We start from the raw sequence: 14,314 nt of genomic DNA, 5'->3' as shown, positions 1-14,314 counted from the left end.
TTAGAGTAACTTTTAGCGCTTTGGGTCAATTATTGCTGATTTAAAAATTTAACACCTAAAAAAACTCGCGCTCGATCGAAAAAACTGCGTCCCCTTGAACTTGAAGGAGAAATGTAACTTCCTATCGCGGATTTTGGGTAGACGGATACAACTTTTAATGATTTTATTACATGAGAATAAAATTTTAAAAAAATTATTTCTTTTATAGAAGTGTATTTATAGAGGGATATTTGAGTGTGATTACAATACTTATTACCGGTTCAAAAGGACTTATTGGAAGCAGCATTTCTCAACTGCTAGAGACTTCGGGTTTTCGAGTTGTTGAATATGATAATTTCTACCATAAAACTCATCCTGGATATGGCACCCTTTCAAATCAGGAGCTTTTGTCTGAAAAGATTAAGGGTTGTGATGGGGTCATCCATCTGGCATCTGTTTCGAGGGTTATATGGGGAGAACAGAACCCAGAACTTTGTGATAAGACGAATCGAATAGGAACAAGAAATGTAATAAGGGCAGCACTAACCAGCTCAAAGAAGCCATGGATAATTTATGCGAGCAGTCGTGAAGTTTATGGCGAACAGGAAATTCTTCCCGTTCAAGAGGATTTCTCCTTAAAACCAATGAACATTTATGCTCATTCAAAAGTTGCGGCCGAAAAACTTATCACTGAAGTAAGGCGAGAAGGGCTTAAGACATCTATTCTTCGATTTTCCAATGTGTTTGGTGGAGCAGATGATCATGTAGACCGTGTGATTCCTGCCTTTAGTTGGGGTGCCCTGAATAATCAGCCTTTAAAAATTGAAGGAAGAGAGAATGTCTTTGATTTTACCCATGTGGAAGATGTTGCACGAGGTATTTTTTTAGTAGTTGCACATCTTGTTCAGGAGGAAAGCTCTTTGCCCCCTATACACTTTACTTCAGGCCAAGGGAAGACACTGGGAGAAGCAGCAAATATCATTATAGGAAAAGCAAGATCTAAATCTAGACTTCTAGAATTGCCTCCAAGGAATTTTGATGTATCGCGCTTTTATGGTGATCCTTCTAGGTCAAAAGAATTACTAGGATGGAAGACTCATTATAATTTCGAGCAGGCTATCGATAAATATCTTGTTCTTTTAAGAACACAGATAGAAGAGCGACGGAAAATAGCATGAGAGTTCTAAAGCTCATACATGGGTACCCACCTACATATAATGCTGGCTCAGAGGTGTATAGCCAGAACCTATGCCATGGTCTCTCTGAGAATAACCAGGTACACGTTTTTACGAGAGAAGAGAATTCTTTTCTACCAGATTACACTGTTAGACAGGAATTTGACCATTTAGACTCTAGAATTCTAAAGCACTTAATCAACATTCCATTAATTCGCCAACGCTATCGCTATAGTCACCCTAAAGTTGACGCTATTTTCGGAGAATTAATGGATAAAGTTGTTCCTGACATTGTCCATATAGGACATTTAAATCACCTCTCAACAACTCTTATTTGGGAAATCAAGAAAAGGAATGTTCCAATTGTTTATACCTTGCATGATTATTGGCTTATATGTGCCAGAGGTCAGTTTTTGCAAAGAAACCCTGAAAACAGCAAAGAAGTATGGAAATTCTGCGATGGTCAAGAAAATCGCAAATGTGCGGAGCGGTGTTATTCGGGATACTTTTCTGGAATGGAATCAGAGAAAGAGGATGAACTAGAGTATTGGACTCACTGGTTTAAAATACGCATGAAGCACATGAGAGACGTCGTTAAGGAAGTTGATCTTTTTGTTGCTCCAGCTAAATATCTATTAGAAAAATATAAAGCTTATTTCTATCTCTCAGACGATAAGCTTATCTATCTAGATTACGGCTTTGATCTTGAGAGACTCCAAAACAGAAAACGGAATTCTAAAGAAAGTTTCGTATTTGGTTATATTGGAACACATACACCTCAAAAAGGGATTCACCACCTAATAGAGGCCTTTGGTAAGGTAAAGTCCAATTGTCGTTTAAGAATCTGGGGACGGGAAAGAGGAGATGTAACTCCTGCCTTAAAAGATTTTGTTCTAAAACTTCCTGAAAGAAAACAGTCTTTGATAGACTGGGTAGGAGAGTATCAAAATGAAAATATTGTCCAAGATGTCTTTAATCGGGTGGATGCCATTGTTGTTCCCTCTATTTGGGAAGAAAATTCTCCCTTAGTCATCCATGAAGCACAGCAGGCACGAGTACCTGTAATTACTGCAAATATTGGGGGGATGGCTGAATATGTTTGCCATGAAGTAAATGGCCTTCTCTTTGAGCACAGAAAAGTTCGAGATTTGTGCAAACAAATGGAAAGAATGGCTCAAAATCCCCTACTAGCTGAATCCCTTGGTGAAAGAGGGTATATTTATTCTGAGGATGGAAATGTCCCAGATTTATCAAATCACGTTCATACTTTAGAAAAATACTACACATCACTCATAAAAATGAAAAAGGATGAAAGCAATGGTAACAAAACCTGGCCCATGGCGAATAACATTTGATACTAATCCTGACGATTGTAATTTCAAATGCGTAATGTGTGAGTGCTTTTCACCACACAGTAAAGTGAAAGAGGAGAGAGTTAAAGCTGGAATTGCCAAGCGCAGGATGGACATCAATCTCATCAGAAAAATGTTAGAAGAAAGCAAAGGGACTCCATTGAGAGAAATCATTCCCTCAACTATGGGGGAACCCCTTATGTATAAGCAGTTTGATGAGATAATTAATATGTGCCACGAATTTGGTGTGAAGCTAAATTTGACAACCAATGGGAGTTTTCCACGCAAAACACCCGAAGAATGGTCAAGGTTATTGGTACCTGTCACATCGGATGTAAAGTTTTCATGGAACGGTGCAACAAAGGAAACTCAGGAAAAGATCATGTTGGGATCCAAGTGGGAGACTATGTTGTCAAATTTAAAGACGTTTGTACGTATTAGAGATGAATATGCTGTAGACGGCGGTGATAGGTGTCAGGTTACTTTGCAACTGACCTTTCTCGAACTTAACGTGCATGAACTATCCGATATTGTACAGTTAGCTATTGATTATGGAGTAGACCGTATTAAAGGACACCATTTATGGGCTCATTTTGGCGAGATAAAAAACCTATCAATGCGTCGAAGTCCAGCGTCTATTGAGCGTTGGAATAGTGCTGTGATCAAAGCTCAAAAAGTGGCAGCCTCTCAAAAGTTGCCTAATGGTAAGTATGTTCGTCTTGAGAACATTTCTATTTTAAATGAAACTGCTCAACATGATATAGATCCAAACGCCGTTTGTCCTTTTTTAAACAAAGAAGCATGGGTCAATACCGAGGGTCGTTTTAGCCCATGTTGTGCGCCCGATGAACAAAGAAAGCAATTGGGAGAGTTTGGGAATCTGTATGAAATGTCTTTAGCCGAAATATGGGAAAGCAAGGCGTACAAGAACCTTCAAAAGACTTATATGAGCCACCCACTTTGTGTCGGCTGCAATATGAGAAAACCACCTGAAGAAGTCAAGAAAGTCGCCTAAATACCATGCTTAAAAAACTTAAAATATCAGATTGTGGGACACATCATCTAAAAGCAGGGATTCCGCTATACTCTGAAAAGTTCTCAAACGTTTTGAAGTATCATGAGCCTGGGCTCGCTCCCGTTATAGACGCGTCAGGGGCATACCATATTAAAACGGATGGAAGTCCTGCCTACGATAATCGCTATATTCGTACCTTTGGCTTTTATGACGGAAAAGCGGCTGTTGAAACTAATGAGGGTTCGTTTCATATTTTCCCTAATGGAGATCCAGTATATCCGTCAAAATTTCGATGGTGCGGGAATTATCAAGAAGAAAAATGTGTTGTAAGAGATTTTAAGGGAAATTATTTCCATATCAATGATCAAGGAGGGCCCCTTTATTCAGAAAGGTATAATTATGTTGGAGATTTTAAGGATGGAATTGCCGTTATTTGTAATCAGTGCGGTAAACACACCCATATAGATGAGAAAGGAAATTTCATCCATGATAAGTGGTTTGATCACCTAGATATATTCCACAAAGGGTTTGCCCGAGCAAAAGACTCTGCTGGGTGGTTCCATGTGGATGTTAAAGGGAATTCAATCTATGAAGAAAGGTTTACATCTATAGAACCGTTTTATAACGGTGTGGCCTACGTAGAGAGAAAAGATGGGACTAGACTTCTTCTCTCTGAAAAAGGTGATGTTGCCAAAATAATAAATACTCTACAAAAACAGAATGATTTCATGGGTGAATTATCTGGTGATATGGTTGGTTTTTGGAAAACTTGGACAATTAGGACAGCGGTAGATCTCAAACTGTTCGAAAGTCTTCCGGGGATTTTAAGTCAACTTTCTGAAAAAACACTCATCAAAGAAGAATTTTTATTAAGAATTCTACGAGGGCTTTGGGAGCTTGATATAGTTGAAAAAAATTCAAGTGGAGATTGGTCTCTCACACAAAAGGGACAACATTTAATTCCAACAGAAAACTCTTTTATGCACTCTGCAGGTTATATGTGGTCACGCGTGAATGATTCGTGGAAAGAGTTAGCTAAACTGATGCGTGAATCAAGCCTAAAACGGCATATTTCCTTTAAAGAGTTAGAGAAAAACGAAGAGAGCGTTACAAAATATCTTAAAGCCCTAGACGGCTATAATGCTTGTGATTTCACTTCTATTGGAACACTACAAGATTGGTCTAAGCATGAACTTATTACCGGTTTAGGAAGAGCGTCCGCAACCATCTTGCCAAAAATTTTGGATCATCATAAAGATGTCAAAACCCAATTTTTAGGTGAACCATTTGTCATAAAGAACATAAGTTCCCTAGATGTATATAAAAATAGACTGTTAATAGATGAGGGAAACTTGCTTACACCCCTCAGTAAAAAGCAAGATGCTATAATTCTTCCCAGATACATGCATTATTGGCCAGACTCTCAAGCAACCTTGATTTTAAACAATGCCAAGGAATCGTTAAAGAGTGGGGGAAAACTATACATTTTCGAAATGATCTTAGAGGAGAATTCTTCTTTTGGAGGAATGTTTGATTTAAATATGATGGCGGAAACTGGCGGAAAAGTCAGAACTCTTCAGAACTGGAAAGAAATACTACTACAAGTTGGAATGGAAATTGAGGTGATTCAGGGTATGTCTCAATGTTTGTCCCTTATGCAGGTTAAAAGCCTATGAAGCAAAATAGCTTAGCATTAAATACTTTATCTCAAACCCAGAAAAGCCTTAAAAACGACGGCTACGCACTACTTCCCTCAGTGTTTGATCGTAATTTTCTAGAGCCCTATTTAATGCGTCTAAACCAGGCTTTTAAAAAATGTGCTGATGAGCTTGATTGTCAGACAGATGAATATTTAACGGCCCTCAGTCGGTGGAGTTCACCCTCACCAATCACCAGTGTTTTTGACCTGCTTTTCGTCAAAAAACTTTCAAAGCAAGTTGAGAGAGTTATTGGCGATTGTTCGCTTGAGAAGGTAAATGTAATATCTAAAACAAAACACTCTCCAGAACCTGTTCCCTTTCATCAGGACATATCGTATTCACCAGATAATCCATATCAAATCACCGCTTGGGTTGCCTTAACAGATGTGCCCCCAAAATCTGGGCCTTTAGATTTTGTTCTAGGGAGTCATTTGGATCCTATTCAACCTGCGGTTGACTTTTGGTCTCCTCAATTTGTGGATTTGAAGCGGAATAATAAGTCAAATTCTCAATCATGTATCTCGCTTCCTGCAAAGGCAGGTGATACAATTCTTTTTGACTCCAGAACTTGGCATGGAAGTGGAAAAAATGAAATTGGATTTAATCGTTTTGCTTTTGTAACACGCTGGAAAAGTTCCTCTTATCAACCACCAAAAAATATACCCGAAATTCAAAAAAGTCCTTTTGGCATGTGGACATGTCAGTCGGTAACTCAAGGACTCTTAGAAAGAGGATTAGAAACTTTTTTGGGAGAAAAAATGGCATCATTCGAGAAACTCCTACTAACCTGGCAAGATCTTTTGATGTGTCATGACTTTCCATTTTTATTTGATAAAAACAAAGCTAGGCTCGCCTTGCAAAATCTACACATTCTTCATCAAGGCCATGAATTGCATAATGGAAGTGATGCCCATGGAACTCATTATGTTGCTCTTTGGAATAGTCTTCTAAGGCAACTCAAGCTTTATCTTGAAACTAGAGGAGAAAAAGATGACTGATTTATTGAGCTTAAAAGGCACTTTTCTAAGAGATGGATATTGTGTTCTCAGAAACGCTTTGGCACCAGAGGAAGTAGAGACTTTATTGTCACAAACGGAAAAGGCGCTTTCTTCCAAGGAAAACGAAGAGGATTTTCTTCGCATAAACGACTCTCAACACATTCATAAAATTCGATATATGTTCGAAAAAGGAGAATTTTTTTTAAAATTATTAGTACACGATGCTATCTTAAAAATTATTTCTGAACTTTCAGACGATATTACGCGGATCGTTCCCACTTGGGAGGACATGCTTATAAAAATACCAAAGCACGGAATTCCGGTAACTATTCACCAAGATCTAGCACTTCAGTCCGCCAAATATGACGTGTTTAGTGTGGGAATATATATGCATGATTCTTATGATAATCCTGTTTATTATTTACCTGGAAGCTACAAGATGGGTCCTCTGACGAAGACCGAAATTTATGAAGTTTATGAGAAAAACAAAGGTAAATTCGTTCCTATCATGGCAAAGGCTGGAGATATCGTTATCCATAATGTAAAAACAGTTCATTATTCAGAAAAAAATGAAAGTCCCAATCCTCGATACACTTGGTATCTTGAGTTCCGTACTATTGATCAACTTCAAAAAGATAGCCCATGGGATCAAGAATGGATTAATGCGAGAAGAGCTATATGGATTTATGCTTTAAAAAAATATAGATCTGATGTTTCCCATCTTATCCCCGATGAAGTTTCTTTGAAAGAGTACATAGAAGATCTCAAACTTAGAGTGTCACATACGAATGAGTATGTAGATTACGATATGAAGAGTCCTTACAATCATTTTGCCTAGGAAATTAAATGATCGACTTGAGAAGTGAAACAGTCACACAACCCGATTCTAGAATTAGAGAGGCTATCTCGAGAGCAGAAGTTGGAGATGATGCTTATGGAGAAGACAAAAGTGTCAATCGTCTACAGGAATATTGTAAGGAACTTTTCCAAGTTGAAGATGCTCTTTTTTCAACAAGTGGAATGCTAAGCAACCGTCTCGCTATCATGTCTCAAGTTCCAAGAGGGGACGAAGTCATTACCGAATATAACTATCATATCAATTTTTTTGATAGTGCTGCTTTTGCCTCAGTTTGTAATGTAGTGCTCAACACGAGATTTACTCAAGACGGCATTCTAACTTGTGATGATGTAGAAGCAGCTATTAACTCAAAACCTCGTTATTATTATTTCTCTCAGCCTAAGTTAGTCTCTGTTGAAAATACAATCAATGGTTGGGTGGGAAAGGTTTTCCCCATAGAGGAGCTTAAAAAACTTAGAGCTTATACAAAAGCAAGAGGAATGGGCCTTCATCTGGATGGGGCTCGGATTTTTAATGCTCATATTGAAACCGGCATTCCACTCGCAGAATATGCAAAACAGGCTGATACACTCAGTGTTTGCTTTTCTAAGGGGCTTGGTGCGCCTTTTGGTTCTATGCTAATGGGTAAGAAAGAGATTATTGAGCAAGCAAAACGCTATAAAATGTGGTTAGGAAGTGGCGTTCATCAAATTGGTTTTAATGCTTGTGCGGCTCATCACGCTATCCAACACAATATCCAAAGGATTAAAATCGATCATGAAAACACAAAAAAACTATTGGACAAACTGAAGAATATTGAAGAACTCGACATTAATCCTTTTTCGGGTCAAACGAACATGATCCAATTTAGTACTCGTCTTCTTAACGTAGACGCAGAAACATTTCTAAATCTGTGCCAGGAACACGGGCTTCTTCTTTTTCCTTGGCTGCCATCAACTGTAAGAGCTATCATCCATAAAGACATTTTGGAATCTGATGTCATGCAAGCTGCAGAGATTGTAGAGAAAGTGGTTATGAAACTGAAAACAGTTAAAAAGGCCTCTTAATGATGAAACAGAAATTCAGAATAGATTTGTTTAGCGATACCAACTGCTCTATTAGCAAGGGTATGCGTGAATATATGTGTAATGCAGAAGTAGGAAATGAAGTTGCAGGAGAAGATCCGACTGTCAACTTGTTACTGGAAAGAGTGTGTGATTTTCTTGGTAAGGAGGCTGCAGTCTTTTTGCCTTCAGGCTCTATGTGTAATACACTGGCTTTCAGGACGTGGTGCAGGCGTCCTGGAGATGGAATTATTATAGAGAAAACGGCTCATCCGGTTTTAAAAAATCCAACTATTTTCGCAGGACTCGTTCATGCACAACCCATCCTTATTAATGGGAATAGAGGTATTTACTCCTCCGAACAACTAGAGGCAGAACTGGATAAATTTTTTGGGTTTAATTATTCCCACCCATGCCTTGTTTCCGTTGAAAATCCCACAAATTATGGGGGGGGTGCAATTTGGCCTTTAGAGGAGTTGCAAGCAGTATGTCAAATGTCTCGGAAATACTCAATTCCTACCTATATGGATGGAGCACGATTACTAGTTGCACAAGAGAAAACAAAAATCTCTGCTAAAAAATATGCAGAACCCTTTGATTCAGTTTTTATTGATTTTTGTAAAGTTGTAGGCGCTCCAATGGGTGCTGTACTTGCCGGGAGCAAAAATTTTATCGAAGACGTATGGTTTCATAAATTCCAATTTGGAGGTTATATGCACAAAGCTGGAATGCTTGCAGCAGCATGTTTGTACGGCCTAGATAATAATGTAAAGTTAATTTCATCAGTATTAGATAATGCGTATAACTTAGGTAGAAAATTAAGTGAATTACCTTTCGTTAAGGTGGATTTAGATAATATAGAGACAAATATTATTCTCGTAAAAATTATTCACGATTCTTTGACTGCCTATGATTTTGAAGAAGAGCTTGCGAAATTAGGTATCCGCATCCACGCATATAGTAGGGGTAATTTGAGATTCATTCTTCATTTCGATATTGGTCCTCAGGAAATTCTGGAAATTAGGGATGCCTTTGAAGAAGTAGATCTGAAAAAAATGAAGAAGATATCATAGCCATTATGAATAAAAATCTTTTAAATTTTTATTATAGGGTTGCCTTTAATTATCGCCGGAAAATCCTATTATTATTTTTGTTTCCTGTTGTCTGGTGTACAGCTGAGACAGCCGCGCCATACTTGATTAAAATTATAATTGATGACCTTTCTTATAATGAAGGGGCCTTTTCGACACTTTCAAATGTTTTGGTCAGGCCAATCTTATACTATTTCGTGCTTATGGCCCTCATGGAACTCTCCATAAGAGGATGTAATTATCTTTGGATAAAATTTATTCCTGATTTAAGAGCAAAATTTAGAGAAGTCATTCTATCAGATGTCCTTAAGAAACCGCTTGTTTTTTTTCAGGATCAGCAGATAGGAGAGCTCATCACAAAGTATAAGAATCTTTCAAATAGCTTTGATCTTCTTCTCGCAAGTTTTCTGTACGGGATTTTTCCTGTTTTTGTATCATCTCTTATTGCTCTTGGATTCCTATTTTCCATTAGTAGCTTATTTTCGGTATTTTTTATTCTTTGGTTTTTGGGAATGAATCTAGTTACGTTTCTTTTTGCCAAGAAAAGCATTCATTTTTCGGACGAATATGCTTCTTCAGAAAATAAGCTGTTAGGTCACATTGGAGACTTGTTTAGGAATATACTCGTTCTCAAGACATTCTCAGGAAGGAATATTGACGACAGACTTACTCTTAGTCTCCAAAATTCTGAAAAAACGCGTGCTCGAAGGATAGAGTGGATAACTTTTAAGGCTGATTCCCTAAGAAGCGTTATTTCTATGTTAATGCTTCTTGCAATGGTAGGGTTGCTCGGTTGGGGATGGAAAGTGGGGAGACTTACACTTGGTGATTTTTCATTTGTGACAGCGACGTGTTTTTACGTAAGGCGTTCGGCATGGGTAGCTTCCGTGAATCTTTTAGATTTATTTAAAGAAATTGGTATAGCAACCGAGGCTCTATCGCATTTATCTGAGACAGGAAATAATGTAACAGGTGTGCTGAGGCCCTCCTCTCACAGTGGTTGTGAGATTAGTTTTGACTCCATTCGCTTTGGCTATGAGCCTCAACATAGTTTATTCAACAATTTGAACTTAGAAATTCCTGAAGGACAGCGTGTTTTAATAATGGGAGAATCAGGTTCTGGGAAAACCACTTTGATGCACCTTCTCTTAAACTTATATTCGTTAGAAAAAGGGAGGGTTTTGATCTCGGATGAAGAAATTGCACAAAAAAACCAAATGGATTTGATTGAGAAAATTGCTTATGTCCCACAAAATACGACTCTATTTCACAGAAGTATTGAGGATAATATTCGTTATGGTAATCCAAATTCGGATAAGACTCGAATTAGAGAGGTTACCAAGCTCGCAAGGGCAGATGAATTTATAATGAATCTTGAAAAAAACTACCAAACACTCGTTGGCGAAAATGGCGTAAAATTATCTGGGGGACAATGCCAACGAATTGCTCTTGCTCGAGCCTTTCTGTGTGATTCGCCAATCTTGATTCTTGATGAAGCAACTTCAGCCTTAGATAACAAAATGGAGAGAGAAATATTAGAAGCTATTATTTCTGATACTCAAACTAAGACCTTTATAATGATCACGCATAATCCTACCAATTTTGATATATTTGATAGAATACTTTTTTTTGAAAATGGAGCTATTAAGCAAGACGTAAAAACGGATGACCTGCCATCTAATTGGGATCATAGCAATTATAATTTTCCTAAAAAAGAAAAAGTGGGTTAACAAAGTCCCTGTAACTTCGGCTGGGGAAAATTAAATAAGAAACGTCTGAATAAATCAAAGCCAGAAGGTTAAGCTCAAATTTTTTGTCCTTAGAGTCATCCTTTGTTTCCTACGTAATAAGCACGTATTTTTCAGGAATAAGTGATTTCACGCCATAGAGAGCTGCCTGAATACAAAGCTAAATAAGCACTATATTCACGAACTTTTAATAGGAAAAGGAAAGGAAAATATAATGCTTAATGACAACCGCTTCTCAAGAAAAGAAGATGGCGCACTTATGTTAGTGAGTGTGCTCCCGCTAATTAGTCTATCCAATAGTTTTGCTTTGGGACTCTCTGCTGAAGAAATCTTCTCAAGTGGAGTAAGAATGATGAGAAAAATTATAAATATAGCATTTGTAGTGACCATTGGAGTTTTCCAATTTGGATTTGATGCTTCATCTGCTCCAATCAAATTTGCAGCCTTTGGAGATTATGGAGAAAATTCTAATGCTAGTGTTCGCGTTGCTAGTCTTGTTAAGAGTCAAAACCCCGATTTTATTGTGACAACGGGTGATAATAATTACCCTTGTGGTGCCAGAGAAACCATTGATGATAATGTGGGGTCACATTACAGCACCTACATATATCCTTACAGCGGAAAGTACGAAAAGCCAGTGGGTGAAGAGAATAGATTTTTCCCCTGTATTGGGAATCATGATTTAGATTCAGAAGATGGTGAGCCATATTTAGATTATTTTCAATTTCTAAAACGGGCTCGCTATTATGATTTTGTTAAAGGAAGCGTTCATTTCTTTATGCTATCTAGTGACCAAAGAGAGCCTGATGGGATTGAACCAGATTCGAAGCAACTCCTATGGTTGAAAGAAGGATTGCATCAATCAAGTTCGCCATGGAAAATAGTCGTGTTTCATCACCCACCTTATTCATCTGAAATCATGGTTCCACCGGTCGAGAAGCAAAACTTTTATACTAAAAATCGAGAAAGACGAATTTTTGTTCCTTTAGCAGAGTGGGGGGCTTCGGCGGTTTTGAGTGGACATATTCATGTGTATGAAAGATTTGATGTCGGCGGAATCCCTTATATTATTTCTGGTTTGGGCGGTGGACAGTATAGGTATGAGTTCATCGATAAAAGCCCAGAAAGTGAGTTTAGATTTTCAGAAGAGCACGGTGCTTTGTTTGTGGAAGCAGATGAGAAGTCACTACAGTTTAAATTTATGACTGTCTCTAAAAAAGTTGTTGATAATTTGGAGGTCAGAAAATAACTAAAAATGTAGGCTATGCCACAGTTAAAAAGGGAGCTCACTTGATATTGCTACTAGAAGAGCCTTCGTTCAATTCAGAAATTTTCGTGTAAATTCTATTAATCTTTTCATGAAATGCACGAAGTTGTTTTCTCAAGTAAAACGGTATATGGCTCCCTTTCCAAGCAGGAAGTGTCACTGACCCTAATTCAATATCTTCATCACCAAGAAAAACATGCTCTTGGAGTTTCTGTCCATCTCTTTCAATGGTTATAATCGTTGTTTTTGGAAGTTGGAAAACACGATGTGAGCTTTTATTTTTACGTTGTGTGCATTGTAGATCAGTTAGATAGAGTGAATAATCTTCTCGTGTAAAATCCCAGTCTTCATCTTCTATCTTAGAAAAAACGTTTTGGGCTTGTGCTCCCAATTTTGGTAACGAAGGTGGGAGAAGTGTTGAGGAAGATCCTATTATTTCTTTTGATTTCTCCTGTTGAGTTGCAACGCCACGAGTTTTAACTTTTTCTTTTTTTTCTTCTGGAACGAAGCGAGGTTCACTAACAGAAGCTTGTTGAATCAAAAAATTTTCATTTGTAGGAACAGTTTGGATAGCCCGTAATTCCTCACGCCTTCTTTTTTCCTCAATTTTCCTCTTTCTCTCTTCTTCAAGCCGTTGTTCTCTTTCTACAGCCTCTCTCTGCATTTTTCGTATATGATCAAGTCGCTGCTGCTGAAGACGATCTCTGCGCCTTTCCCTTCTTTGGTTTTATTGTTGTAAGGCTTGTTCGCGCACTTGTGCTTCTCTCTCTTCCTTTTCCTTTTGCTCTTTCACAAAGAAGAAAATTTCTATAGATAAATGAATTGAAACTATATCATCCCGCCATTCTTCACTAGAAGGAATACTTCTAATGAGTTCAAGAACATCACTATAAAGTTCAACTTCTTTTTCTTTATTCCCACTTTCCCCATACACCATGGCAAGATGATATTTTGACCACAAATATTGAGGAGTTGAAGTATCAAGAACGTTTGTAGCTTGGATCCTAAAATTAATCCCTTTCTCCCATTCTTGGTTACTTAAGTAATATCCCCCAACAGTAGAGAGAAGAAGAAAGCGTTCAGTATTTGGCAAACTATCTATGTTTCTTATTTTGTCAAAATATTTCAAACAATCTTCATGTTTTCCAATTTCAGCACTTCCCATAGCTGCAAAGGCTAGTGCTCTATCGCGTTCATCAGAAGTTAAATGTGTGCCACTCTTTGCTTTAAGAGCGTGGTCTAAGCTTTCTTTAAATTTTAAAAGTCTATCGTGCAGTATAGCGAGATGAAGATGTATTTTCTCGTACCAACTTTCCTCTTGTTTAGGCACTTTTAGCGCTTTCAATTCATACTCTAATGCCTTTTGAGGATGATTAAGATACAAGTCTTCAGCTGTTTTATGATAAGTGGTTGCAAATACACTGAAGGATTGTGGTCCCATAACGGTCTCTAATTCCTCAAGTGAAGCTAACCCTTCTGCCTTTTGCAAGTTCAAAGAAGCTATAATGGTTTGCCCTAAATGGAGATGGACCACGGCTATGTTTGCATGGGTTCGAGCCCGAAACAGAGGTGATAGCCCTTCAATAATTAAGATTTGCTTGTAGCAATTTAATTGTTGATCCTTCTCCCCACTATGAAAGTGGATGGCAGCTTTTTGCATAAGGGCATTAAAAAGTAGAATAGGTTGTTCCTTTTTACTCAGCTTTTGCATGCTATAAGGTTTTCTGGAGTCTTGCTCTCTATCACCTGGGAGATCTCTCTCCTTCTTTGGAGGCATCGCAAATACATCTTTGTTAAGTATAAGAATATGTGAAAACAGAGCCAAGGAAATTGATATTTTCCAGCATGTTCTTATTAAAATATTAGGTTTCATATTCATTTCTGAAATCTCCTAATTTAGCTAAAAGAATCTACCTTAAAACTGTCTTGTCATCTATTGATTCTTGGTCCCTAGATCCGAGATAGAGAAACAAAAAAGCTCTGAGTACGAGGAAATAGCTGGAAAAGGAGAGAAAAAGGGTTACACTCTTTAGGTGAAAACGTAACCCCTTCTTAAGAAATATTATTATGAAGCTAGCATCATTTTC

General features: G+C 37.8%; 10 protein-coding genes and 1 pseudogene. 9 read left to right on the top strand and 2 right to left on the bottom strand.

Annotation, left to right across the window (positions count from 1 at the left end; all coding sequences use genetic code 11):
• The first annotated feature begins 236 nt into the window (after window positions 1–236).
• From HOL16_06460 to HOL16_06420, 9 genes and pseudogenes are all read left to right on the top strand, one after another.
• Window positions 237–1,157 (top strand): NAD(P)-dependent oxidoreductase, encoded by a 921-nt coding sequence (locus tag HOL16_06460; GenBank protein ID MBT5390326.1) that lies wholly within the window; start codon window positions 237–239, stop codon window positions 1,155–1,157.
• A pseudogene (locus tag HOL16_06455) lies at window positions 1,154–3,521 on the top strand (glycosyltransferase). The gene HOL16_06460 and the pseudogene HOL16_06455 overlap by 4 nt, the downstream one beginning before the upstream one ends.
• A 5-nt stretch (window positions 3,522–3,526) precedes the next feature.
• Complete coding sequence (locus tag HOL16_06450; GenBank protein ID MBT5390325.1) at window positions 3,527–5,197, top strand: hypothetical protein; 1,671 nt, start codon at window positions 3,527–3,529, stop codon at window positions 5,195–5,197.
• Complete coding sequence (locus tag HOL16_06445; protein ID MBT5390324.1) at window positions 5,194–6,219, top strand: hypothetical protein; 1,026 nt, start codon at window positions 5,194–5,196, stop codon at window positions 6,217–6,219. The genes HOL16_06450 and HOL16_06445 overlap by 4 nt, the downstream gene beginning before the upstream one ends.
• Complete coding sequence (locus tag HOL16_06440; protein ID MBT5390323.1) at window positions 6,212–7,057, top strand: hypothetical protein; 846 nt, start codon at window positions 6,212–6,214, stop codon at window positions 7,055–7,057. Before HOL16_06445 ends, HOL16_06440 begins: the two co-directional genes overlap by 8 nt.
• 8 nt (window positions 7,058–7,065) lie before the next feature.
• Complete coding sequence (locus tag HOL16_06435; protein MBT5390322.1) at window positions 7,066–8,124, top strand: aminotransferase class I/II-fold pyridoxal phosphate-dependent enzyme; 1,059 nt, start codon at window positions 7,066–7,068, stop codon at window positions 8,122–8,124.
• 2 nt (window positions 8,125–8,126) lie between these two features.
• Window positions 8,127–9,194, top strand: a complete 1,068-nt coding sequence (locus HOL16_06430; GenBank protein MBT5390321.1) for a threonine aldolase family protein — start codon at window positions 8,127–8,129, stop codon at window positions 9,192–9,194.
• Between the two features lie 5 nt (window positions 9,195–9,199).
• Window positions 9,200–10,942, top strand: coding sequence for an ABC transporter ATP-binding protein (locus HOL16_06425; GenBank protein ID MBT5390320.1), 1,743 nt, complete (start codon window positions 9,200–9,202; stop codon window positions 10,940–10,942).
• 232 nt (window positions 10,943–11,174) lie between these two features.
• The gene (locus HOL16_06420) at window positions 11,175–12,209 is read left to right on the top strand and encodes an alkaline phosphatase (GenBank protein MBT5390319.1); all 1,035 of its coding nucleotides are present in this window, start codon (window positions 11,175–11,177) and stop codon (window positions 12,207–12,209) included.
• A gap of 37 nt (window positions 12,210–12,246) precedes the next feature.
• Here the strand turns inward: HOL16_06420 and HOL16_06415 are convergent, their stop codons facing one another.
• Both HOL16_06415 and HOL16_06410 read right to left on the bottom strand, forming a co-directional pair.
• Window positions 12,247–12,891 carry a hypothetical protein gene (locus HOL16_06415; GenBank protein MBT5390318.1) on the bottom strand — a complete coding sequence of 215 codons (645 nt, stop codon included), beginning with the start codon at window positions 12,889–12,891 and terminating at the stop codon, window positions 12,247–12,249.
• 63 nt (window positions 12,892–12,954) lie between these two features.
• Window positions 12,955–14,106, bottom strand: a complete 1,152-nt coding sequence (locus tag HOL16_06410) for a hypothetical protein (protein MBT5390317.1) — start codon at window positions 14,104–14,106, stop codon at window positions 12,955–12,957.
• Between the last annotated feature and the right edge of the window lie 208 nt (window positions 14,107–14,314).

It is taken from the genome of Alphaproteobacteria bacterium, assembly GCA_018662925.1.
Taxonomy (GTDB): Bacteria; Pseudomonadota; Alphaproteobacteria; order 16-39-46; family JABJFC01; genus JABJFC01.
The sequence above is the reverse complement of the archived record's forward strand: the minus strand, read 5'-3'. Positions and strand labels throughout refer to the sequence as shown.

Coding starts and splice junctions, on each gene's coding strand:
- HOL16_06450 (MBT5390325.1), top strand. CDS start 3,527: ATGCTTAAAAAACTTAAAATATCAGATTGTGGGACACATCATCTAAAA.
- HOL16_06445 (MBT5390324.1), top strand. CDS start 5,194: ATGAAGCAAAATAGCTTAGCATTAAATACTTTATCTCAAACCCAGAAA.
- HOL16_06415 (MBT5390318.1), bottom strand. CDS start 12,891: ATGCAGAGAGAGGCTGTAGAAAGAGAACAACGGCTTGAAGAAGAGAGA.
- HOL16_06410 (MBT5390317.1), bottom strand. CDS start 14,106: ATGAATATGAAACCTAATATTTTAATAAGAACATGCTGGAAAATATCA.
- HOL16_06430 (MBT5390321.1), top strand. CDS start 8,127: ATGAAACAGAAATTCAGAATAGATTTGTTTAGCGATACCAACTGCTCT.
- HOL16_06420 (MBT5390319.1), top strand. CDS start 11,175: ATGCTTAATGACAACCGCTTCTCAAGAAAAGAAGATGGCGCACTTATG.
- HOL16_06425 (MBT5390320.1), top strand. CDS start 9,200: ATGAATAAAAATCTTTTAAATTTTTATTATAGGGTTGCCTTTAATTAT.
- HOL16_06440 (MBT5390323.1), top strand. CDS start 6,212: ATGACTGATTTATTGAGCTTAAAAGGCACTTTTCTAAGAGATGGATAT.
- HOL16_06435 (MBT5390322.1), top strand. CDS start 7,066: ATGATCGACTTGAGAAGTGAAACAGTCACACAACCCGATTCTAGAATT.